Annotated in this window: 22 protein-coding genes and 3 pseudogenes; 8 read left to right on the top strand and 17 right to left on the bottom strand. The window is 57.3% G+C overall.

Going from position 1 to position 22,351, the window contains the following annotated elements; translation table 11 throughout:
• Positions 1 to 5 precede the first annotated feature (5 nt).
• Both leuE and ABLV04_RS23840 read left to right on the top strand, forming a co-directional pair.
• Positions 6 to 644, top strand: coding sequence for a leucine efflux protein LeuE (leuE, locus tag ABLV04_RS23845; protein ID WP_004203730.1), 639 nt, complete (start codon positions 6 to 8; stop codon positions 642 to 644).
• 130 nt (positions 645 to 774) lie between these two features.
• Positions 775 to 1,038, top strand: a complete 264-nt coding sequence (locus ABLV04_RS23840; protein WP_004203731.1) for a DUF2534 family protein — start codon at positions 775 to 777, stop codon at positions 1,036 to 1,038.
• A 59-nt stretch (positions 1,039 to 1,097) separates the two neighbouring features.
• On the opposite strand, the gene ABLV04_RS23835 is transcribed toward ABLV04_RS23840, so the two are convergent.
• From ABLV04_RS23835 to ABLV04_RS23825, 3 genes are all read right to left on the bottom strand, one after another.
• Positions 1,098 to 1,223: a hypothetical protein gene (locus tag ABLV04_RS23835; RefSeq protein WP_004203733.1), complete on the bottom strand. Its 126-nt coding sequence runs from the start codon at positions 1,221 to 1,223 to the stop codon at positions 1,098 to 1,100.
• Positions 1,224 to 1,415: 192 nt separating this feature from the next.
• Positions 1,416 to 1,517 carry a YoaK family small membrane protein gene (locus ABLV04_RS23830; protein ID WP_004150782.1) on the bottom strand — a complete coding sequence of 34 codons (102 nt, stop codon included), beginning with the start codon at positions 1,515 to 1,517 and terminating at the stop codon, positions 1,416 to 1,418.
• Between the two features lie 57 nt (positions 1,518 to 1,574).
• On the bottom strand, positions 1,575 to 2,588 hold the full coding sequence (locus tag ABLV04_RS23825; protein WP_032452474.1) for a sensor domain-containing diguanylate cyclase: 1,014 nt from the start codon (positions 2,586 to 2,588) through the stop codon (positions 1,575 to 1,577).
• A 300-nt stretch (positions 2,589 to 2,888) separates the two neighbouring features.
• Between ABLV04_RS23825 and ABLV04_RS23820 the strand changes: the two genes are divergently transcribed.
• Positions 2,889 to 3,128 (top strand): DUF333 domain-containing protein, encoded by a 240-nt coding sequence (locus tag ABLV04_RS23820; RefSeq protein ID WP_023289245.1) that lies wholly within the window; start codon positions 2,889 to 2,891, stop codon positions 3,126 to 3,128.
• Here ABLV04_RS23820 and ABLV04_RS23815 read toward each other — a convergent pair.
• On the bottom strand, positions 3,118 to 3,456 hold the full coding sequence (locus tag ABLV04_RS23815) for a DUF488 family protein (protein WP_072096655.1): 339 nt from the start codon (positions 3,454 to 3,456) through the stop codon (positions 3,118 to 3,120). The two genes, ABLV04_RS23820 and ABLV04_RS23815, sit on opposite strands and share 11 nt — an antisense overlap.
• 4 nt (positions 3,457 to 3,460) lie before the next feature.
• Entirely contained in the window at positions 3,461 to 3,970 is a 510-nt protein-coding gene (locus ABLV04_RS23810; protein WP_023289247.1) for a DUF523 domain-containing protein, read from the bottom strand.
• 145 nt (positions 3,971 to 4,115) lie between these two features.
• On the opposite strand from ABLV04_RS23810, the gene ABLV04_RS23805 reads away from it, so the two are divergent.
• Positions 4,116 to 4,808, top strand: coding sequence for a CTP synthase (locus ABLV04_RS23805; RefSeq protein ID WP_348816253.1), 693 nt, complete (start codon positions 4,116 to 4,118; stop codon positions 4,806 to 4,808).
• Between the two features lie 31 nt (positions 4,809 to 4,839).
• On the opposite strand, the gene ABLV04_RS23800 is transcribed toward ABLV04_RS23805, so the two are convergent.
• A complete protein-coding gene (locus ABLV04_RS23800; RefSeq protein WP_072096660.1) occupies positions 4,840 to 6,015 on the bottom strand; it encodes a CynX/NimT family MFS transporter in 1,176 nt (391 codons plus the stop codon).
• 107 nt (positions 6,016 to 6,122) lie between these two features.
• On the opposite strand from ABLV04_RS23800, the gene ABLV04_RS23795 reads away from it, so the two are divergent.
• Entirely contained in the window at positions 6,123 to 6,917 is a 795-nt protein-coding gene (locus ABLV04_RS23795; RefSeq protein ID WP_072096654.1) for a helix-turn-helix transcriptional regulator, read from the top strand.
• Here ABLV04_RS23795 and ABLV04_RS23790 read toward each other — a convergent pair.
• From ABLV04_RS23790 to ABLV04_RS23780, 3 genes and pseudogenes are all read right to left on the bottom strand, one after another.
• Positions 6,901 to 7,347 carry a DUF441 domain-containing protein gene (locus tag ABLV04_RS23790; protein WP_004203746.1) on the bottom strand — a complete coding sequence of 149 codons (447 nt, stop codon included), beginning with the start codon at positions 7,345 to 7,347 and terminating at the stop codon, positions 6,901 to 6,903. The two genes, ABLV04_RS23795 and ABLV04_RS23790, sit on opposite strands and share 17 nt — an antisense overlap.
• Before the next feature lie 117 nt (positions 7,348 to 7,464).
• The gene (locus ABLV04_RS23785; protein ID WP_023289251.1) at positions 7,465 to 7,965 is read right to left on the bottom strand and encodes a YbaK/prolyl-tRNA synthetase associated domain-containing protein; all 501 of its coding nucleotides are present in this window, start codon (positions 7,963 to 7,965) and stop codon (positions 7,465 to 7,467) included.
• Positions 7,966 to 8,060: 95 nt separating this feature from the next.
• Positions 8,061 to 8,217: pseudogene (locus tag ABLV04_RS23780) on the bottom strand (hypothetical protein).
• On the opposite strand from ABLV04_RS23780, the gene ABLV04_RS23775 reads away from it, so the two are divergent.
• Positions 8,212 to 9,348 (top strand): glycosyltransferase family 9 protein, encoded by a 1,137-nt coding sequence (locus ABLV04_RS23775; protein ID WP_180265798.1) that lies wholly within the window; start codon positions 8,212 to 8,214, stop codon positions 9,346 to 9,348. The pseudogene ABLV04_RS23780 and the gene ABLV04_RS23775 overlap by 6 nt on opposite strands.
• Positions 9,349 to 9,508: 160 nt before the next feature.
• Here the strand turns inward: ABLV04_RS23775 and ABLV04_RS23770 are convergent, their stop codons facing one another.
• The 5 genes and pseudogenes from ABLV04_RS23770 to ABLV04_RS23750 form a co-directional block, all read right to left on the bottom strand.
• Positions 9,509 to 9,751 (bottom strand): DinI family protein, encoded by a 243-nt coding sequence (locus ABLV04_RS23770; RefSeq protein WP_004203750.1) that lies wholly within the window; start codon positions 9,749 to 9,751, stop codon positions 9,509 to 9,511.
• Positions 9,752 to 9,968: 217 nt separating this feature from the next.
• A pseudogene (locus ABLV04_RS23765) lies at positions 9,969 to 10,244 on the bottom strand (IS3 family transposase); the annotation flags it as partial.
• A 117-nt stretch (positions 10,245 to 10,361) separates the two neighbouring features.
• A complete protein-coding gene (locus ABLV04_RS23760; RefSeq protein WP_050584164.1) occupies positions 10,362 to 10,667 on the bottom strand; it encodes a DUF596 domain-containing protein in 306 nt (101 codons plus the stop codon).
• Positions 10,668 to 10,746: 79 nt separating this feature from the next.
• Complete coding sequence (locus ABLV04_RS23755) at positions 10,747 to 16,089, bottom strand: DUF637 domain-containing protein (RefSeq protein ID WP_180265722.1); 5,343 nt, start codon at positions 16,087 to 16,089, stop codon at positions 10,747 to 10,749.
• Between the two features lie 52 nt (positions 16,090 to 16,141).
• On the bottom strand, positions 16,142 to 17,821 hold the full coding sequence (locus ABLV04_RS23750; protein ID WP_147733753.1) for a ShlB/FhaC/HecB family hemolysin secretion/activation protein: 1,680 nt from the start codon (positions 17,819 to 17,821) through the stop codon (positions 16,142 to 16,144).
• 414 nt (positions 17,822 to 18,235) lie between these two features.
• Between ABLV04_RS23750 and ABLV04_RS23745 the strand changes: the two are divergent.
• Positions 18,236 to 18,688: pseudogene (locus tag ABLV04_RS23745) on the top strand (DUF4113 domain-containing protein); the annotation flags it as partial.
• Between the two features lie 6 nt (positions 18,689 to 18,694).
• Here ABLV04_RS23745 and ABLV04_RS23740 read toward each other — a convergent pair.
• A complete protein-coding gene (locus ABLV04_RS23740; RefSeq protein ID WP_048297297.1) occupies positions 18,695 to 19,600 on the bottom strand; it encodes a LysR family transcriptional regulator in 906 nt (301 codons plus the stop codon).
• Between the two features lie 166 nt (positions 19,601 to 19,766).
• Between ABLV04_RS23740 and ABLV04_RS23735 the strand changes: the two genes are divergently transcribed.
• Positions 19,767 to 20,516: an SDR family oxidoreductase gene (locus ABLV04_RS23735; RefSeq protein WP_012542112.1), complete on the top strand. Its 750-nt coding sequence runs from the start codon at positions 19,767 to 19,769 to the stop codon at positions 20,514 to 20,516.
• An 88-nt stretch (positions 20,517 to 20,604) separates the two neighbouring features.
• On the opposite strand, the gene ABLV04_RS23730 is transcribed toward ABLV04_RS23735, so the two are convergent.
• Both ABLV04_RS23730 and ABLV04_RS23725 read right to left on the bottom strand, forming a co-directional pair.
• Positions 20,605 to 21,204, bottom strand: coding sequence for an ester cyclase (locus tag ABLV04_RS23730; protein WP_180265721.1), 600 nt, complete (start codon positions 21,202 to 21,204; stop codon positions 20,605 to 20,607).
• Positions 21,201 to 22,310: an alkene reductase gene (locus tag ABLV04_RS23725; RefSeq protein WP_104466982.1), complete on the bottom strand. Its 1,110-nt coding sequence runs from the start codon at positions 22,308 to 22,310 to the stop codon at positions 21,201 to 21,203. The genes ABLV04_RS23730 and ABLV04_RS23725 overlap by 4 nt, the downstream gene beginning before the upstream one ends.
• Between the last annotated feature and the right edge of the window lie 41 nt (positions 22,311 to 22,351).

Here is a 22,351-nt window from a genome sequence, read left to right as displayed (position 1 = left end):
GCAGAGTGTTCGCTGAGTTTGGTGTTCTGAATTATTTGACCTACCTGGTCGGGGCGGTGTTTATCATCCTCGTCCCTGGCCCTAATACGTTTTTTGTGCTGAAGACGGGCATTGCCCACGGCGTGAAGAAAGGCTATCTGGCGGCGGCGGGCGTCTTTATTGGCGACGCGGTGCTGATGTTTCTGGCCTTTGCCGGCGTGGCGACGCTGATTAAGACCACGCCGGTGCTGTTTAACGTCGTCCGTTACCTCGGGGCGATTTACCTGCTGTGGCTGGGGGGCAAAATGCTCTATGCGGTGCTGACCCAGCGTGACGGCCAGGCCGACGCCAGCGCAGAGCCGGCGAGCGCAATCCTTAAGCGCTCCCTGACCCTGAGTCTGACCAACCCGAAAGCGATTCTGTTTTATGTGTCGTTTTTCGTGCAGTTTATCGACGTCAACGCCAAAGCACCCGGGGTGGCGTTCTTTATTCTGGCGCTGACCCTCGAGGTGATAAGCTTCTGCTATATGAGCTTTTTGATCCTCTCCGGCTCGTTTGTCACCCGCTACGTCAAAACCCGCAAGAAGCTGGCCAAACTTGGCAACAGCCTGATTGGCCTGGTTTTCGTTGGGTTCGCCGCGCGCCTGGCTACCCTGCAGTCCTGATCCCCACGGGCCGGTTACCCACAGACCGGCCCGCCGCCTCTTATTCTGCCCTGTAACAAAAACCCTTCATTTTTTATTGCATTGGTGTTACATATACAGCCGTTTATCGCTCAGCAAAAAGGAAGCCCGGATGATTCTGCAAAAACTCCTCAGCAATAAAAACTGCAAAAAATACTGTCTGTCGCTCGCGGCGGTGTTTGCTATCGCGCTGGCGGTGGTGGGACGGGCGACCTTTGGCGGCGTGGTGAGCGAGTACAATATGCCGTACTCGGAGTGGACGACGTCCATGTTCTTCCTGCAGGGGGCGATGGTGACGGTTTACAGCATCGTCTTTACCGCGCTCTTCGCTATTCCGCTCGGCTTTATTTTCCTCGGCGACGAGCGTCAGGATTAAGCGTCAATGGGCGAACCAAAGTTCGCCCTGTTTTATCGGCTCATCAACAGCGTGAAGCATTAATCATCGTCATGATAGTGATGATGGTGGTGATGGCGATGGTGGTGATAGCCATCGTCAACAATGCATCCCGATAACAGCGTGCACAGCGCAATAATCAACGGTAACACGATCGGTTTTTTCATCCTTACTTCTCCCGCTATTTTTCTTTCCCCGGGGCCGAGAATGCCGCGGCGGATAACGTGAGTGTAAAGCGTTAACTTATTGATGGGATAGGACAACTCCGCAATATCGCCGCGGCGATCACCACCAGCCGAACTGGGCGCCGGCCACCGCCACGATGGCGACAACCAGCATAATAATGGTGCTTTTTTTCATTATGCCCCGCCCGGCGCCGCATAGCCGCCGACAAAAAACCAGCCGAGAAAGACGACGGCGATGATAAAGATCGCCACCGGGAAAAGAATACCTAATTTCATGATAGTGTCCCTGTACCCACGAATGATGCCCAGCATGATACTGGATATCGCGTGACTTTAGTCAATATGAATAAAATTCTCCTGCCGGCGAGACTTCTTATCCTGATACATCGCTTCATCGGCAGCGCGTAAGGCCGCTTCAACATCGATACTCTGCGGATCGCAGATGACCACCCCGAAGCTGGCGCCCTCATAGTTGATACGCTGTTCGCCGAGGAAGTAGACGCCGCACAGGGCCTGGCGCAGGGTGGTGACATACGCCTGCTGCGCCGCGGGCGGCTGGGCGCTACCGACGATCAAAAACTCATCGCCGCCAAGGCGGCCAACGATATCGTCACGGCGCGCGACGGCGGTGAGTCGTTCGCCGACCTGCACCAGAAAGCTGTCGCCGCACGGATGGCCGAATCGATCGTTAATGGCTTTGAAACCGTCGAGATCGATAAAAATGAGCGCGACCTGTTGCTGCTGAGCGCGGGCGGAGGCAAAGCGTAGCGCCAGCTGCTTAAACAGCGCGCGGCGATTAGGGAGCTGGGTGAGCTCATCTGTCGACGAGTGCAGCTCCAGCGCGACGTTTGCCGCCTGCAGCTGTTGCACCAGGGTGTCTTTTTCCACGTAGTGGGAAATGAGCTTCGCGAACAGGCCCATGACCTGTTCACCTTCAAGGTTATAAGGCTGTTGTTGCCGGCTGGTGGCGCAGAGGGTGCCGAACAGAGAGCCGTCGGCCAGGCGCACAGGAATGCTTAAAAAGGTGGCGATCCCCAGCTCCTGGGCGGCGATGCAGGAGTGCCAGCGACGGGCGACGTCATTGCTAAACGTACACTGATCCTCAAGGGCGCGTTTGCACAGAGATTCATCCCAGGGGACGGAAAATCCTTCCGGGATCTGCATTTCGCTGCTGTTGTGGGCGAACATGATCTGCTGCCGCTGGGCGTTAATATCGATGCGGGTAAGGTAGGTGGACTCCATTCGCGTCACCGCCTCCAGCATCTCCAGCAGCTGGCGCACCAGGGTTTCCAGGGACTGTTCCGTAGCGAGGGTTTGCGACACCCGGGCAAGAATAAAATCTGACATGAATAATACAGCTCCAGCACGCCAAACGTCACCCCAGCATATTGGGCTGCAAACGGACATCAGCGTCGAGTAAACAGTGATATTTTTAAATTTATCACATCTGTCTGGGGAATACTTGTCGACACGGCGGGAAAAAAGCCCCGTCGGGGGAGACGGGGAAAAACTCATTGATTATGGAATGATCTGTTCTCTGGTCAGTTCGAGAACAAGGGTTAATCTACGGGGGAAAAGTGCAGGCAAGATGGAGAAAACGTGGAGATTCAGGCTAAAATCCCCGGGAATTGAAGAAAGGGAGAAAAGATGAAAAAGTTACTGGCTATTTTGCCCCTGGCGCTGGCCGGCTGCGCCCAGCCGCAGCCCACCGCGCCGACGAAAACCATCGGCATGGCCAATCCCGCGTCGGTCTACTGCCAGCAATCCGGCGGCACCCGGGTGCCGGTGCAAACGCCGCAGGGCGTCAGCACCCAGTGCAAGCTGCCCAGCGGCGAAACCCTCGATGAGTGGGCGCTATGGCGCCGGGACCATCCGGCTAAATCGTAACCGGCAGGGCCGCCAGCCAGGCGGCCAGCACCCGGGCATGATTCTGCTCGGTGTTCTTCGCGGCGTACAGCAGCGTCAGCGGCTGGCGCTGCGCCAGCGCCGCCAGCCGCAGGCCCGTTTCGCGATGGGCGTCGAGCTCCTGACGATAGCGCTGGCTGAAGTGGTCGAAATCGATCGCCTCGCCGTGAAAGGCTTTCCGCAGCTCAGCGGACGGCGTTAACTCTTTACACCACTCATCACAGGCCAGCGCCTCTTTTTTAATCCCCCGCGGCCAGAGACGGTCGACCAGCACCCGATAGCCGTCGCTGCTTTCCTGTGGATCGTACACCCGTTTACATTGAATCATCATCCTGCTCCCTCTGTGCCATCCAGGCGAGCAACTGCGGGATCTGCCCGTCGGAAAATACCGTGATGCCGTGAGCGCGCAGCAGGTCGGCGGCCACGCCGGCGCCCGCTTTGCGCCGCCCGCGAAAGGAACCGTCATAGATAAACTGACTGCCGCAGGTGGGGCTGCCGTCGGTGAGTAATGCCGCCTGACATCCCGCTTCCCGGGCGGCGCTGAGCGCCAGCCAGGCGGCCAGCTGATAATGTCCCGTGACGTCGCGGCCGTCGCTTTCCACTATCCGCGCCCGTCCGGCAAGCACATCGCCGCCGGCGCCGCCGAGGATCTCCGCCGGCAGGCGGGGCGTCGGCAGACCGGCCGCCAGCTCCGGGCAGTGGATCACCAGACGATCCGCCTGCTGCCAGCGGGACAGGGTCGCCGCCAGCTGCGCTTTCTCGCTACCGTTATATCGCACCTGGAATCCCATCAGGCAGGCGCTGACCAAAAGCTTACTTTTCATCCTCTCTCCCTTTTGCGCTTGCTCCAGTATACCTCACCCACCGGCCACGGCGGTGGGGTGAAAATAAGGATTGTGTTCCGCGGAGGGGATCGCTATCCTGACGTGCCTTGTGCTGCTCGTCTCGTCCAGACATAAGGAACCTGCTATGAAAACCCCTTTACGCCTCGCCCTCGTCGGCGATTATCACCCCGATATTGTTGCCCATCAGGCCATTCCCCTGGCGATAGACGATGCTGCCGCCGTGCTGGAGCAGCCGGTGAAATATGACTGGCTCGCCACCCCGTCGATCGCCTCCGGCGACGCGCTGGCGGAGTACGATGCCGTCTGGGTCGTTCCCGGCAGCCCGTATCGTCACCCGGAAGGCGCGTTTGCCGCTATCCGCTATGCCCGTGAAAACAGCATTCCTTTCCTCGGCACCTGCGGCGGCTTTCAGCATGCGGTGATTGAATACGCCCGTAACGTGCTCGGCTGGCAGGACGCGGGTCATGCGGAAACCGACAGCGAAGGGCGGATGGTGATCGCTCCCCCCAGCTGCTCGCTGGTGGAGACTTCTGCCGTCGTCGAGCTGCGGGCGAATACGCTGATTGCCCGCGCCTATGGTCGGGAGAGCATTGAAGAGGGCTACCACTGCCGCTACGGGGTGGACAGCGCGTTTGCCGCGGAGCTGGAGCAGGGCGATCTGCGCGTCACCGGCTGGGATGAAGAGGGCGAGATCCGCGCCGTCGAGCTGGTGACGCACCCGTTTTTTGTCGCCACCTTGTTTCAACATGAACGCCACGCGCTGGACGGGCGTCCTGCGCCGCTGGTGCAGGCGTTGCTGCGCGCCGCGGCACAATAACCCTACCGGCAGCGGGCGCTGCCGGTCATCTTCAGGGATGAATCTCCCGGTCGCGCCCGGCGAGGGCGCCGCAGACCGCCATCACCAGCGAAATCAGCGCCACCGCCAGCAGCGGAATATGCCAGTCGCCATTGGCATCGTGGATCCTGCCCATCAGCGGCGGCCCGCAGGCGGCCAGCAGATAGCCGACGCTCTGCGCCATCCCCGACAGCGCCGCGGCCTGGTGCGCCGAGCTGGCGCGCAGGCCGATAAACGTCAGGCCGAGGATCATCGTGGCCCCGGAGCCAAAGCCGAACAGCAGCGTCCAGCCGATGGCCAGCCCTGGCAGCAGCCACAGCCCGGCGGCGCTGATGGCGCACATCAGGGCGACCAGCACCGCGATCCCACGCTGGTCGCGCAGCCGATGCAGGATCAACGGTATCGCCAGGCCGGGTGCGGCGGTCGCCAGCTGCAGCAGGCCATGCAGCGAGCCGGCCTGCGCTTCGCTATAGCCCATACTCTGCAGAATCGACGGCAGCCAGCCGATAATCACGTAATAGACCAGCGAGTTGATGCCGAGGAACAGCGTTACCTGCCAGGCCAGCGCCGACCGCCAGATCCCCCGGTTATGCATGGCGCCTGAGCCGGTCAGCGGCGCCTCCGCTTGACGCCGGGACTGCGGCAGCCAGCTGACGAGCGCCAGCAGCGGGAAGATCATCAGCAGCAGCAGCGCCCCGCGCCAGCCGAATCCGGCCATCGCCACGGGGACCACCAGCGCCGAGCCAAGCGCCGCCGCGCCGCCCATCGTCAGGGAATAGGCGCCGGTCATCCGGGCGACATGCTGCGAGAAATCCCGTTTAATCAGCCCGGGCAGCAGCACGTTACCCAGCGCAATGCCGCAGCCGATCACCGCCGTGCCGATAAACAGCCATGCAGCGGAGGGCAGGGAGCGCAGGGCAATGCCGGCGCAGATCAGCAGCATCGCCAGCAGCAGGCTGCGCTCCATGCCGAACCGGCGGGCAACCCCAGCCGCCAGCGGCGAGACAAGGCCAAAGGCCAGCAGCGGCAGGGTGGTGAGCAGCCCGGTCTGCGCGGTGGTCAGGCCATAGTCGCTACGAATCGCGTCCAGCAGCGGCGCCGCGCCGGTAAAGACCACGCGCAGGGTGGTGGCGATGAGCAGGATACCGGCAATCAGCAGCGCGGGGCGGCGGCCGGTGGAGGAGATCACAGAAGACATATCATTCTCAAGGTAACTAACGAGGGGGGTTACGATAGCGACTTTGTCCCCTGTTTAAATCAAGCTAAAATGACAGATTATCGCTAATATCGGACAACATGATGATCGGACTGGGTCTGGATGGTTATGAACCGGACAGTGGCCACGAATCGGCTATTGCCTTTCGTATTCGGGTGGTGGAGGCGGAGCAGTATATTCCGGCGCATTCCCACCGTAAGGGGCAACTGATCCTCGCCCTGCACGGCGCCTTGACCTGCGAGGTGGAGAACGCGATGTGGATGGTGCCGCCGCAGTATGCGGTGTGGGTCCCGGGGCAGCTTTCCCACAGTAACCGCGCCACCCCCGGCGCCCAGGTGTGCTTCCTGTTCATCGAGCCGGGCGCCGCGCCGATGCCGGACCGCTGCTGTACGTTAAAGATTTCCCCGCTGGTGCGTGAGCTGATCCTCACCCTGGCGGAACGCGGCGGCGAGTCGCTGGCCGCCCCTGCCACGGCCCGGCTGGTGCAGGTGCTGTTTGATGAGCTGCCCCGGCAGCCGCAGGAGCACCTGCAACTGCCGGTATCGAACCACCCGAAAATTCGCCAGATGGTGACGATGATGGCCGAGGATCCGGCGCGCTGGCAGACCCTGAGCCAGTGGGCGGCGGAGTTCGCGATGAGCGAGCGCAATCTGGCGCGGCTGGTGGTGCGTGAAACGGGGCTGAGCTTTCGCCGCTGGCGCCATCAGCTGCAGCTGATCCTTGCGCTGCAGCAGCTGATCCGCGGGCAGACGGTGCAGCAGACGGCCCAGGCGCTGGGCTACGATTCCACCACCGCCTTCATCACCATGTTTAAGAAAGGGCTCGGACAGACGCCGGGCCGCTATCACGGCAGCCTGGCTACGACTTCCCAATAAACAACGAGATGATCCCGGCGGCAATCAGCGGCCCGACCGGGACGCCGCGAAACAGGGCGACGCCGAGCACCGTACCGACCAGCAGTCCGGCCACCAGATGCGGCTGGGAGCCCATCAGCGAGACGCCGCGCCCGCCGAGCCACGAAACAAACACCCCGACCGCAATCGCCAGCAGTGATTTCCAGTTCATAAAGGAGTGGATCAGGGTCGACGGCGGCAGCGTGCCGCTGGCGATGGGCGCCATCACGCCGATAGTCAGAATGATGATCCCGACGGTCAGTCCCTGTTTCTCAATCCAGGGAAAGAAGGCGTTCAGCGGCGTGACGCGCACGATAATCAGCACGAGGATGGAGATCGCTACGGTGGTGTTATGGCTGATAAAGCCGAGCGCCGCCAGACCCAGCAGGATCAACAGGGTGGTATCAAACATGTACAGAGGTCCTTGCCAAAAAAAGAAAGCCAAAAAATATCCCGCTTACTCTACGCATCGTGGCGTGAATAAACAGGATTTTTGCGCCATGCGGAGGAAATCAGGGCCGATGCCCGGTTAGCTAAGACGGCGAAAGGTCGCGATCTCCGGTCGGGCGATATGTAAATAGTCTTCGGTATCGAGAATGATCGACCGGTCCAGGCGCCCGGCGTTAAAGGCGATTTGTGGAAAGCGCTCAAACAGCAGCGGGTCGGCCACCAGGCGCAGCGCCGGATGGAAGCTGAAGGGGGGAATGGCGCCGAACACGCAGGCGGTGAGCGCCTCCACTTCCGCCGGGCTGGCCAGCGAGGCTTTGCTGCCGCCGATATGCCGGGCCAGGCTGGCCAGATCGGCCTGCTGATCGGCGGCGAGGATCGCCAGCACATGCTGGTTGACGCCGTTTCCTTTTACTTTACAGACTAACGCTTTCGCGCCCTGGCCAAGCGCGGTGCCGCGGATCGCCGAGACGGCTTCGCACTGGCCGACCGCGTCGTGCGCCATCACCCGGTAGCGCGCCTGGTGTTCGTCGAGCAGCGCGCACAGGCGCTGGTGGATATTACCTTCTACTGCTTCAAGCATAGCGTCCTCCTGACAGCATAAAGCAGCCAGCTTAGCGCTGTTGCGCCAGCCTGCCAACGGTGGGCCGGGAAATTCACCATTCGCTCATTATTGCTTCACAGTGCTGTGTTGCAATCCCGCAGGGCTGGATGAGTTTTGTAAATAAAAAAAAGAATGATTTTCATTTTCAATCGAACTTTTTTTATTTCGCTCAGTCTTTATCGGACGACACAGAATATTAATGATTGCCGTAATGAGGTTAGGATGATGCACGATGCGACCATGCAGGGTTCCCCACGCAAGAAGTTTAATAAAATAAGGGAGCTCAACAGACGGCGAAATTACTTTACTAAGAAAGTACGTAATGCCCTGCGGGTGGGAGTGGCGAAAGCGCTCTGGGATCGCCGACGCCGTCAGCCGGTGGATTTGTCGTCTGCGAAAACCGTCTTACTGATGCGCAATGAGGGGGCGGTCGGCGATGTGGTAGTGGATTCCGCGCTGGTGAAATGCCTGCATCAGTCAGGCTATATCGTTGATTTCCTGCTGACGACCTCTAATAGCCAGGTGATGCGTTATAACCCGCGGATCCGCCATATTTATGAAGCTGACCCGGTCACGTCCGCCGATTTTTTGCGAAAATTTAATCATAACGTTCCCCGCGACGTTATTAATGAACTGGCTAATAATAAGTACGATATTATTATTGACCCTTCGCTGTTCGATATTCCCGTGCATCGTCTACGGCTTTTCCGACAAATAAAAGCGAAATCGGTGCTCGGGTTTAATAAATGGCCGTCGATTAAGCACTACTCCCACTCTTTTGATTTTGACTGCCAGCGCTGGCACGTGACGAAAACGTTCGAGTTGATCGCCGATTATCTCAAACTGGACACCTGCGGGCTGGATGCTTACGACCTGGCGATCCCCGGGCCGATTATGCAGGAGGTGGCGCAGTATCTGGCGTCGCTGAGCGGAAAAGCGGTAGTGATTAATATTTTTGCCGGCCATGCCGACCGGAGTCTCTCGCAGACGCAGCTGGCCGAACTCCTCGACAAGCTGCTGGCTCGCCATCCGGGGATCGCGGTGATTCTGCTCGATCACCGGCGCGAGATCCGCATCCCGCTGCCGCCGGAGGTGGTGGTTAATCCATTTAACACGTTGCACCATGCGATGGCGCTGATTGCCCAGGCGAAGCTGATTATCTCCCCGGACACCTCGGTGGTGCACATGGCGGCGGCGTGGAACAAACCGCTGATCGCGGTCTACAAGGACGTTCTGCTCAACAACCGTCTGTGGGCGCCGGGCTATGACAACGCCAGGCAGGTTATCGTTAAATGCGGGAAGGTGCATCAGCATCGCGAGCTGGTGGATCGGATAATGGCGGCGCTGCCGGAGACGCTGTGAGGAGATGAGGGGAGGCTCACCTGCTGGCCGTATGCAAGAGCCAGCAGGTGAGCGAAGGTTGCATTGCCAGTCTGCAACCGCCGCTATTGTACTGTTGCCCGTGGCTCTGCCACATCCGGGAAAGCTCTTAAAGAGGGGGGGCCGCGAGGGACGGGCGGCATTACTCTTCAGTGAGCCACATGTCCGCCTCTTCAAACATCTCCTGCACCGTGCGGCTGATCAGCTCTTTTTCATGCTTGCTGGCGTCGGTGTTGATCGCCGGGAGCGTCATCATCGGCTTCACCCGCACCTCCGCCTCCGGAAAAATGCGCTGCATGCGTTTGGTCAGCTCGTTAAGAATGGTCTCTCTGGCGCCCGGCAGCCCGGCAAAATTGCGCTTGTCATAAATCAGTTCCACAAACATCTTCTGTCCTCTGTATGCTGATCGCGGGCGATAGTTTTACTGTATTAATGTACAGTGTCAAGCGATTGCCGCGGCGCTGCGCATCCGCCACCTCGCGCGGGAGAGGGGCTGCGCGCAAAAGCAGCAAACGGTTTGCCACCGACGAGGGTGACCTTCAGTGACATCAAGGAGTTATTTCAGTGCTGGCGATTGATAGCTGAAGCCGATATTGACCCTGTAGTGCCAGTTTGCGTGAGAGAGTGGGCTTCATCGACCAGCCGACCACGTTACGGGCGAAGTGATCGTTAACTACTGCCAGATATAACCATCCCAGCCAGGTGTGGATATAAGTAATATTGGTAACCCAGACCTGATTGGCCCGGACAACGGTAAACTGCCGCTACACGCGATTAGGAGCGACCACTGCAGGTCTGCCGGCGATACGATTTGGTGATTTATAACCGCGTGCAGCTTTAATCCGGTTCAGTTGCATGATGCGGCCCACCCGGTTTTTATCTTCGCTCGCTGTGGTCAACTCACGGGAGGACTTTCACCTCTAAGATCGCGCCCATGCTGGGCGCACACATTCTCCCCGTCCTAAATGACGAGGAGAATGTTAAAATATCATTATCTAAGTCCAATCCTGGTAACCGTTTTCGTGAATCCAGACAATACCCGCTGGGCAGTTTTCACTCAAAAACCAAAATCCTTCAAATGCATCGCAATCCATATCATCCTCAGTTTTGGGAAATGCTATTTCAAAAGCTTCGATCTGCTTGTCGATGCTTCCTGAGAGGAACTTTCCATGGCGAGCAAGTTTGATCTCACCATCTTCCAGCAAACGCCTAATAAACCAGATATAAAGCGCTTTTTCTTCTTCATATGTTAGCTTATAGGTGCCATCAACGCTTTCGGGGTCGATATTTTTCCATAGCATGGTAGTAGAAGCCCCTCGAAGAAACTCTTTCCTTTCTTGGTATTTTTTTTCGGTTAAATACATCACGTTATCTCGTCTCCTACCTAAATTTAACTTCAAATCTGTTTAATGAGGTTTTGGAGGCAGCTTTAATATCGGAATTCCCAATGATATCAATTGTCCACCTTGCCCCAGTGTCCTCTGCTGAAGCTGAAAAATTTCGTAAATTGATTGTTTGATTATCATTTATTTTTGCATACATCAGCCTACCGCTTGGAAGAATCTGCTCTTTAAATGGGATGCCACCTGTCAGAGATGTAGCAAAGCTAATAATTTCATCTTCAGTTAATGTTTCTGAAGCAAAAACTTTAGTTTTACCTCTGGTATCACTCCCTCCAGGCCCCAAAACTTGTTGTAAAGGCCTCCCAAAAACGTTTAATTCAGCGTTAGGGTTTTGTTTGTTAAAAATAATTACCAGTTTGGCGGTGTTATCTTTTTGCAAGCTTTTGACATAATCTGCCGTTTTCGTTGACAAACCGGTACCTGCAGCCGTTTCGCCTTTAATAAAACCAGCAACAGGCTGAATATTTAGTGTTTTTGTTATATTCAGTTCATCGTAGGCCTTCACCAACTGCTGTGAAAGCTTCTTCAAGCTGTCTTCGGTTTTACCCAGAATCAATGTGCTGCCGGTCGTTACAGCGCCTGTACCAATGATGGCCTCTGGTGCCACAATATCTGCCGCATAAATACCCGCCTGATTCAGGCAGAGCGCAGGATTTGTTTTACAACCGGCGATAACCAGTCTTGCTGCCAGAACCAGCTCGGGTGCCGCACCAACCAGAGTCATGCCACCTGCGGTCAGCGCCATACCTCCACCGCTGGCAGCAGCCACGATAATCGCCGCTTCCCGCCGGGCCTGAACGCGTTTGGCTGCTTCCTTGTCCCCTTTATCTGCCGCAAGAATATCCCGCTGATTATCCAGAGCATATTGTTGTAGCATATGCTCCGTCATATTGTAACGGTAAACATTTTGCGCGCTGTCTGCTCCGCTATACGCACTTTCGGGCGTATGTGTGGTCAGCGCCCCGGTCAGCGCGCCAATAACACGGGCCGTCTGCTCTTTTGCCTCATTACCGTTTAGCGCTTCCTGCAGACGCCGCAACTGGCGCTCTTGTTCATTTAGATTTGCGGGTTCGAACAACGAGCTTTGCATGATGATCCCGGCCAGTTCCGCTGCCAGTGCGCCGGAGGCCGCGCCTTTACCATCACCTCGTCCGATTTCCGCGCTGATGCCAGCAAGGACCGCATGGCTGACCGATTTTCCGGCCACGCCTAACACTTCACCGTTGTCCCCAATCAGCCCTGCGCCTTCGGCCTGAACCTGATTACCAATATTTGATAACAGCGCATTGACCAGATTGTCCTTAAAGCTGCCGCCATTGATGCCGGTGTTCAGGCTGGAGCTGATAACCGACTGCCCGGCCACACGCTGGACAACCTTGCTCCACCCCTCATCCTTTGTCAGAGCCGGCAGACGCGCCTTGTCCGGCGACACACTGACGTTCATCACCTCATCGAATCCGGCCAGCGCCCCGCCTATAGCCATGGAGGTGGCCAGCGATTTGACCGAACTGCTGCGTCCCAGTGCCGACAGGGTTTTTGAAAGATTACCCTGGTTTTCAACCAGCGCGACGGCAGCCTGGGAAACCAAGGATGTCATACCTGCATAGGCTGAGCCATACACTGCAGCGGAAGCCGTTGCGCCTGTGACGCCGGTTGCCGTAATCGCGCCGCTTCCAGCCAAAGCTGCGAGCCCCGTTCCGGCAGTCACTGCAGCCGCCGCTATCGCAATCACCGCGGCAACGGCCGGATTCAGGCTCTGGCTTTTATAGTTCCAGCTGTCGTAGGCATCCTTGACCACGTTCCACTGTACATCATTGCGGGTGTTTAACCCTTTTAGCCATTCGGTACCCGGCTGAACGCCGAGTGCGGTAATGGCTCCCTGCAGCGCCTGACCATTTTTGGTTTTAACATCAGCACTGATACCGCCTGCCGCATCCACCGTCAGCATACCGCCGGCGTAAACGGAAGGCAGGACCCATTTCCCTTCGCTGTAGCCCTTATTTGCCTGTTTAATATAAAAGCCTTTCGAGGTGCTGACGGTCTGCTCGAAGGTCGTATTCTTCACCGCCAGGAAATTAACTTTCCCGTTGGTGCTGGTCAGCGTCGCATTTTTCCCCGCCTCGATTTTACTGGCTTCATACGAGCTGTCATCCCGGCTCAGCAGGCTGAGGTTGCCCCCGGCAGTAAACTCGGTCACCCGGTTGGTGGTCGTGTGCTTCGTCTGTTTAACGGTGGTTTTCTGTCCCCACCATTTTCGCTTCGTGGTTTCACGTTCGTAATGGCTGAACTCTTCCATCGCCTGGGCATACAGCCAGCCGCCTTTCGCCGCCACGTCCATCGCGCCTTTCGCCAGCAGGCGCGATGCCTGGAACAGGATACTGCCGCCAGAAATCACCGTCAGGGCACCGCCCGCATTCAGCGTTACTCCGGTCTGGCTGACGGTTTCCGTCCAGCTGTTACCCGATTCACGATAAACGGTTCCCCGTGCGGACTGAAATTGCATATTTCCGCCGGAGGTTAGTGTGATATTACCATCCGATGTCAGGGTACTGCCGTTAGCCTGAATACCGCCGTTTGACGCCAGAGTGATGTACTTCACACCCTGAAGACGGGTCGGGACATTCAACTCATCCCGGTTGTTGTCATTGCCGCTGTCCGTCACACCATAGCCGTAGGCTCCCAGCCAGATAAGTCTCCCTGCCTGGAGGGTCGCCGTTTTCCCGGCCGAAATATCTGCTCCCTGCAGGCCGATATCCGCCGCTGAACTGATCAGCAGGTTACCTCCGGCTTTCAGATGGCTGCGTAACTCGGGTATCCGGTTGGCCGGGAAAAAGACGCTGTAACGGTCGCTAAAACTCCGCATATTCAGGTCCGTATTTGCGGCTGATGTAAGACTGATATTGCCCCCGGCATCAAGATTTGCGCCATTGAGGTTCAGATGCTTGCCGCTGAGCGTAATATCCCCGGAAGCACGCAGCGGCTCTCCGGGCAGCATCCGGTTAAACAGTTCCTGTTTGCGGACCTGGGTCAGGAGGACGCCTGGCTGTTCATGGCCCAGCATCGCTTCATTTTTATCCAGGGTGATATCACCATTCGCAACCAGAGAAATATTCTGACTCTGAACCGGAAGGCGCGTATTTCTCAGCAGAATATTCCCACCCGCAGAAATTGACAGATCACGACTGGCTTCAATACTCCCTAGCCAACGCACACCATCTGCATGGAAATAGTTTGGTTGTTCACTAGTATGCGAATTCACGTCGCCATTGCGGCTGACGAGAGTGATATTCTGACCCTTAAGCTCACTTTGCCAGGACTCCACCATTCCACCCGCCACTACAGAAAGATCCTTCCCGGCCGTTAATAGTGCCAGTGCGATCTTTATACCTTTTTCTGACTGAAGGGTGATATCTCCGGCGGCTTTCATCACATCGGTGGTGATAATTTGTCCTGCATGTAAGAAAATGTTTTTCGCCGTAATGGTATCCGGGCGTGACATCACTCCGGAATGCTGCACACTGGTATCATAGGGTTCATTACTTTCGATACGATCAGAAAAGTCAGCCACAAAATTTCCGCCAGCAATGACTTTACTGGCTAAATGACTTTGCGGGCTCCAGCTATATCCTTTTTCACTACTATCAAGATAGCTCATCGGAGGATATGGCCAGCCCAGCTTATCATATTGCTTATAGGCTTCAGTATCCGGAATGAATTTATTGAATCGTTCTTTGATCCCTACAGGATGGCTTCTGGAAACAAACGTTTTCCCCGTCAGGATGATGTCACCCTTGGCTTTAAGGATACTGGCATCGCTCAGTAACAAATCAGCATTAATGAAGCTGTTTTTACCTGAGTCAATAATTGCCTCAGGCGTACTCATTTTAACAAAGGTACGAGTACGTTCATCTGGTATCCATCGATCGATATTGCGGGTGACGTATGTGCATTCTTCAACCGAATCGCAAGGCAACATCCATTTTTCTCGCTTCGCATAATCCTCCTGATAAAGGTCTTGTCGGTTTTTTATATCACCATTTTTATGCGCATTAAAAAGCACGCCATAAATTCTCATGCCTTCATTATCTACTGCTTCAGACTGAGTCACTATGGTTAAAACATCGCGCACATTGCTGAGTTTATTGGTTCGTATCACCAGGTCGCCGCTATTGGTTTGGATCCTGGCAGAGCGGTTCTCCACCAGAGTCGCTTTGTTGCCCTGGGCATCCTTCTGTATCCACAGATTGTTGTTGCTGTGCAGCGCCGCCCGCTCGCCGGTGTTACGCACCGTGGAGGCAAAAACCCGCATATCCCCGTGGGCGGTGGTATTGCTGCGGTTGTCCACGGTGGTGGCCGCCAGTGTCATATCACGCTCCGCACGCACGCTGCTGCCCGCAGGTGTGACGATCTCCTGCCCGCTGACATTGAGGTCTGTTTGCGCTTTAACGTTGCTGAGGGTTATTTTTCCGGCGGTCGTCAGGGAAATATCCCGCTGAGTAGAGGTAATACTATTCAGGTTGACCCCGACACCGTTCTCAGTGGCAACCAGGCGGATTTTTCCGGCATACATCCCGCCCAACGCCTTAGTATCGACAGCAAGCTGAGGCTTTGCTCCCTCGCCAGCAATGGGTTTTACCGAGCCATCCTTGAAGCTGACTCTGTTTGCCCCCTGGGTTAGCGTAAGCATTTTAGCGTTAATTTTACCGTTCAGCTCAGTTGCCCGGCTGATAATATCAACATACTCCGCGCTGTTTCCGTCAAAGCCGTTGCTGCCGATAATCACCGAGCCTTTCTTAACGGCTAATGCATCCAGAGCCCCTTGTTTATCAAACTGCGGCTTGCCGGTGGTCAGGGTAACCGAAGGCGTATTGATAAACCCGCATCCGTTACAGATGATACCGTTCGGGTTGGCTATCATTACGCCAGCTTTATTGCCAAAAACTTCCAGTTTACCTTTTAACTCCGAACGATTACCGCTGGTTACCTCGTTGATGATAAGTTCGGCCGGTTTGCCTTTTAATCTGGCGTTACCGTTGTCAATGGTGACGCCAAGCTGGGTTTTTCCGCCCTGGGTGGCGTTATTTAATACGGCGCCTTGTGTTCCAACATTAAAATCCTGGTAGGCGTTATGCGATATACCTGCTGCGTTGGGTGTAGCAATGTTCACAACCGGTACATTTCCGGTTTTAACTACGACCTGGGTGTTACCATTAGCGGCGCTGATACCTGCCGCAACAGCAGGATGTAAAGGCTGAACGGCTGTGAGGTATATCAACAACCAGCTGGCCCCACGAGCCAGCGGATGAGTTAGTTTTTCCATATCTGAACATCCTGTATTATGGGGCAGCAAAAGCCCTGCTGTGTGCCGGCAGTTAAAGAGAAACCGTGGCCTGCCAGTAAACCACGTGTTTATCCGGACGAATGGAACCCGGCCAGGACAACGGGACACCCACCGCTAGTGACTGGGACAGCCATGCGTTTGACAATTCAAAGCCAAATGAGGCTCCAGTAAGCGTGCCACCTTCTGTTATTCCTCTCTGGCTAATGACATGTCCAATGTCTACCGCACCAGTCGCTGACAGTCTTCCTCCTGTAACAGGAAGCGTCAGCAACTGGCCGGTCAGCTCATTTCGCCAGTATCCACCCCGGTTTCCGGAGAGATACTGCTCTTTAAAACCTCTCACCGAATATTGCCCCCCGACTGACAGACGCTCACTGGCATAGAGGTTGTCCGGCGTAGTCTGTCCGTATGCCGAGGTAAGCCAGTAGGTAGAGCTGGTCAGCGGGTAAAACCAGCTTGTGCTGGCACTGAAACGCCGGAATTCACTGCGCGGCAGGTCGGGGTGAGCAGGATCATCCCGTGTTGCTCCGGCGAGAGAGAGACCTTGAGAAATGGAAGGACCGAAAGTCAGATAACCGCCGCCGATACTCCTGCTATAGCTCAGCCCGGCGGTCACGCTGCTCAGAGTCGGGCTGCTGACGTCAAGGCGTACACCGCCCAATCGGTTTTCGGTTTCCCTACGGGACAGGGCAATATCGAACACAAGACGTTGTTTGCCGTCACGCAGTAATGTACGACTGGCACCCAATCGGTGTGACTGTACGGTACCTTTATACCGCCAGCGCAGCGGAGATTCACCGAGAGAAAGTGTCTGATAAAAATCAGACCAGCCATACTGCGCGCTGAACAACCAGTATCCATAAGGAATCGAAACGCTCCCCTGCATATTACGGCTACGTCTGTCATGGTGAAACTCACTATCCCTTCCAGCTGCCAGTGTCCATTGGTCTGCCAGCCCCAGCGGATTGTCTGCCGTCAGGTGGGCATTCATCTGCCCACTACCGGTGCTTTTCTGCCCGCTGTTATCTGCGCTCACATCCAGACTGACGGGAAAACGCTGACTGGCCGGCACCAATGCAACCCGGGAAAAACCTTCACGGCTTCCCGGCAAAATATCGACGGTCAGAGCACGTGAGCTCATACGGTTCAGTTGTTCCAGCCCCTGTTCGATATCACGGAGATTCAGTACTTGCCCTTCAGCCTGAGGGAAAGCCATTTTCAGAGCCTTTTCCTGATGACCATCCAGAGTAACGGTCTCCACCCGCCCTTCCGTCACGGCAATGACCAGGCTCCCTCCGGAAATATCCTGTTCTGGCAGCCATGCTCGTGAAGTGATGAATCCCCGGGAAAGATAGTCCTGAGTGACATCCCGCACCCGCAGCTGGATATTCTTAAGGGTCATACACCCCTCTGCCGGAATTGCCGTTAGTTTTCGCTGTGCAGAGCGCGGGAGCACCGTGACATTTTCCAGTCGGATATGCCGGAGTTCAAGACACGGTCCGGTTGCTTCAGGAGAGGCGGCTTTCGGGAGTGAGGGGGCAGGTGTGGTATAGCGGAGCATGTCGCGCTGCTGTTGCGTCTGTTCCAGCAATGCCTTCTGTTTCTGCTCAACAATATTCTGGTCAGCTGGACTCAGTGGTGCTGCCGGGAGACCTGCTGATATCAGCCCCGTCAGCAGAAGCCCGTACCTGGGAGAGGGCATATACAACATCAAAAACTCCGTTTTTTGAATTGTTATGAAATCTAATGTAACGATTTGTAATTAAATATCCATTAAAATTTTATTTTTGAATAAAAATTATTATTACCGGAGTATGCTGTCAGGCGGCATAAAAGGCGGACACTGGATGAAAACAAGGCTCAGAACTCAGTCCGCCGGGACCCGGTGTAGCCGGCTACCATTTTGATAGATTCAGCCTTATCCACCCCCTCCCTGGAAAGCCATACCCGCTCAAAACGTCTCAGACGCTTCTGTACGCAGTCGGGGAATATCTCCGCGTTAGCGCCGTTCAGGCGCTTATGAGCGTGTACCCCCTGAACTCACGGCAGCACCCCTTACAGCGATGAAGAAGAGTAGTTACAACACCTATCATTGAAAGCGATGGTGTTTCCCGGCCTTCGCCCGCGGGCAGCAGAAAAGCTGCGCGGTGAGCATCAGTACTGCCGGTTCGTCTCCGCCTTTGTCAAAACCAGCCCCTTCGCGCTGAATGAACCCTATTACGGCAACAGCGCCTCGCTGAAGCTGCTGACGCCGACGCAGGATTCCCGGGATATTATCGCCGCGGCGACAAGCTGCCTGGACGGCATCTGGAAAGCGGGGCACCGCTATCAGAAGGCCGGGGTGATGCTCGGCGATTTCTACAGCCAGGGCGTCGCCCAGCTGAACCTGTTCGACGAGCTTGCCCCGCGGCAGAACAGCGCCAGGCTGATGCAGGTGCTCGACCAGCTGAATGCGAAAAACGGCAGGGGGGTGCTCTATTTTGCCGGCCAGGGGATCCAGCAGCAGTGGCAGATGAAGCGAGAGATGCTATCGCCGCGCTACACCACGCGATACGGCGACCTGCTCCGCGTCAGATAACGCGCTTTATCCCTGCACCGCGTCCGGAAAAACTGCCGCCAGCCAGTCAATAAAGACGCGGAGCCGGGGCGGGACGTGCCGGTGCCGGGCATAGACGACGTGAAAAGGATAGGGGGCCGGGCGCCAGGCGGCGAGGATCTCCACCAGTTTGCCGCTTGCCAGCGCCGGTCTTAGCGAATAGGTAAAGGTCTGCACAATGCCTAAGCCCGCCTCGACGGCGGCAATATGCGCGTTGCTCTCATTGATGCCGAGATGGGGCTCTGTCTTGAGCTCGGTACTGACGCCGTGACGCGTAAAGCGAAACGGAAACGCTCTGCCGCTGGCCGGCGACAGATAGCTGATGAGCTGGTGACCATGATGGAGTTCATCCGGCGAGGCGGGCGTGCCGCAGCGCTGAAGATAGCCCGGGGTGGCGCAGGTAACCAGCGTCGCCTCGCCGATTTTACGGGCGATCAGCGTCGAGTCTTCCATCGGCCCGCCGCGGATGGCGCAGTCAATATTGCCGCTGATGAGGTCCGCGGGTTTATCGGCCACCTGCAAATCAATACGGATATCCGGCCAGGAGGTCATAAAGTCCGCCAGCAGCGGGATCAGCACATCGCGCGCGGTCGACCCGCCGATGGCGATCCGCAGATGGCCCTTCGGCTTATTGTGGGCGGTATTGAAGGAGGCGTCGATCTCTTCCAGGTCTTCCAGCAGGCAGCGAGCTTTTTCATAGTACTCCCGTCCTTCCGGCGTTACGGTAATACGCCGGGTGGTGCGCTGCAGGAGGGAAACCCCCAGGTGCGCTTCCAGTTGCTTGATGGTTTTGCTGAGGGTGGCGTTGGGCATATCCAGCGAGTCCGCGGCGCGGGTAAAGCTGCCGGCTTCGACAACGCGGGTGAAGGCTTTGAGGGCTGAAAACCGGTCCATTATGGGCGTGATCCTGGTTATTGGACGTCATTATCCACGGAGGGGAAAAGTGTTTTTCAGATTAGGCCATTTTTCCGCCTCTGTGAGGCGATTACAGTGCTTTCCATACCCGGCGGGACGCTTTCGCGAGCCTGGCCTGTTTATACTCTAACCAAGGAAATGCACCATGAGCAAAAAACTTGCGGATAAAGTGGCGTTAGTGACCGGCGGCAGCACCGGGATTGGCCTGGCGTCGGCGAAAGCGCTGGCGGAGCAGGGCGCGAAGGTGTATATCACCGGCCGCCGACAGGAGGAGCTGGATGCGGCGGTAAGATTCATCGGGCCCGCCGCCCGCGGGATCCGCGCCGACGCCGCCGTGTTAAGCGACCTTGACGCGGTATTTGCGACCATTGCCGACGAGTCCGGCCGCCTGGATGTGCTGTTCGCCAATGCTGGCGGCGGGGATATGCTGCCGCTGAGCGCCATCACCGAAGCGCACGTCGAGCGGATTTTCGCCACCAACGTGCGCGGGGTGGTGTTCACCGTGCAGAAAGCGCTGCCGCTGCTCACCGACGGCGCCTCGGTGATTTTGACCGGCTCTACGGCGGCGGTCAAAGGGACGGCTAACTTCAGCATCTATAGCGCGAGTAAAGCTGCGGTACGCAGCCTGGCGCGCTCCTGGGCGCTGGAGGTGAACGATCGCGGGATCCGCATCAATGTCGTCAGCCCGGGTCCGGTGCGTACCCCGGGTCTGGGCGGGCTGGTGGCGGAGGCGGACCGTCAGGGCCTGTTCGATGCTCTGGCCGCCAGCGTACCGCTCGGACGGCTGGGCGAGCCGGAGGAGATTGGTCGGACGGTGGTGTTTTTAGCGTCGGATGAGTCGAGCTTTATTAACGCCGCAGAGATCTATGTCGACGGTGGAATGGCGCAAATCTAAGCACAGTCTGTCGCCAGGCGAGCCGCCCTGGCGGAGACCGGGGCGGCTCGTGGTTTTGGCGAGCGTTGACGCACCGTCCGGGAGCAGCTTATTGCGTGCCCAGCTGTTTCATCAGCGTCAGGTTATCTTCAATATGCCAGTTGGCGGCAATTTTACCGCCGCTGATCTGATAGATATCGGTGGCGATAAAATCGATATTTTGTCCTTTACCCTGCCGGGTGCCGAAGGTCCCGGTAAAGTGGCCATGAAAATGTAAGTGTGAGACCACCCGGTCACCGGCCACGATCATTTGTTCGACATCACAGCGTAAATCCGGCACCGCCTGGCGAAATGCTCTGGAGGCGAGGATCGCTCCTTCCGGCCCCTGTTGGCGCCCTTCCGGGGGCGTTTTATCGATAAAATTCCCCGCCAGCGCCGCCCTGGCCAGCGCGTCATCGCCGGTATTCCAGAACGTGGCGTATTGCCTGGCGACATATTCATTGGCGGCGCGTGTGGCAGCGGGAAGGCTGCTATCAACGATGAGCTGGGCTGGCTTCAGCAGATCCTGCGGGGCTGAAAACGCGGAGCCGGACATTCCGGCAAGCAGCAGCGCGGTGGCGCAGCGACGGCGCGTGAGGCCGCGCCTGGCCAGCGTGCGGGCAACAGCGACACCACGCCCAGCAGGTAACATTTTGTCGATCAATTTCACTCTTTATGCTCCGTATAGAAGGGATAGTCGGTATAGCCCGCCGCCGTTCCGCCAAACAGCGTGCCGGGATCGCTGACGGTCGCCAGCGGCCAGCGGTGCTGAAGCCGCTGCGGCAGGTCGGGATTGGCAATAAACGGCCGGCCGAAAGCCACCAGGTCGGCGAGACCGGCGCCAAGAATGCGCTCCGCCTTCTGCTGATCGTAATTCCCGGCCACGATCAGCGTGCCGCTGAAGGTTGCGCGCAGCGTGTCGCGGAAGTGCAGGGGAACGGCTGGGGCATCGTCCCAGTCCGCCTCCGCCAGGTGGATAAAGGCGATACCCTGCTGTTCGCACCAGGCCGCCAGGGCAAGGATGGCGTCGATCACCTGCGGGTCATTCATCCCGCGCTGGGTAATGAAGGGGGAAAGGCGGATGCCCGTCCGCTCTCGGCCGATAGCGTCGCCGATGGCGGTCAGCACCTCCTGGGCAAAACGGATCCGGTTGTTCAGGCTACCGCCGTACTCATCGGTGCGCTGGTTGGCGGTACGCCGCAGGAACTGGTCGATCAGATAGCCATTGCCGCCGTGCACCTCCACGCCGTCAAACCCCGCCGCGATCGCATTGCGCGCCGCCTGGCGGTAATCGGCGACAATACGCTGGATATCCGACCGGGAGAGCGCCCGCGGCGGTGGGCAGTCCACCATCTGCCCCCGGCCCTGCTCATCCACCACCCAGACCTGGGCGTCCGGCGCCAGCGCCGAGGGGGCCACGGGTTGACCATCCGCATGAAAACGGGCGTGCGACATGCGTCCCACGTGCCAGAGCTGAGAAAAAATAACGCCGCCGGCCTGGTGTACGGCCCGGGTCGTCAACTGCCAGCCGGCAATCTGGTCTGCGGAATGCAGGCCGGGCGTCCAGGAGTACCCCTGTCCTTCAGGAGAGATTTGCGTCGCTTCCGTGACGATCAATCCGGCGCTGGCGCGCTGGCGGTAATACTCCGCCATCAGCGCGGAGGGGATATTTCCCGGCTGCAGGGCGCGCGCCCGGGTCATGGGGGCCATGACGATGCGGTTTTTCAGCGGCAGCGTACCGATGCGATGACGATCAAAAAGTGAGAGCGTATTCATAATGATGTCCCTTGCGAGTGGAATGGAAATCACTTTACAGT

It is taken from the genome of Klebsiella sp. JN_Kp127 (assembly GCF_040062505.1).
GTDB lineage: Bacteria > Pseudomonadota > Gammaproteobacteria > Enterobacterales > Enterobacteriaceae > Klebsiella > Klebsiella quasipneumoniae.
Note: the sequence above shows the minus strand (reverse complement) of the source record. Positions and strands in the feature narration are given on the sequence as shown.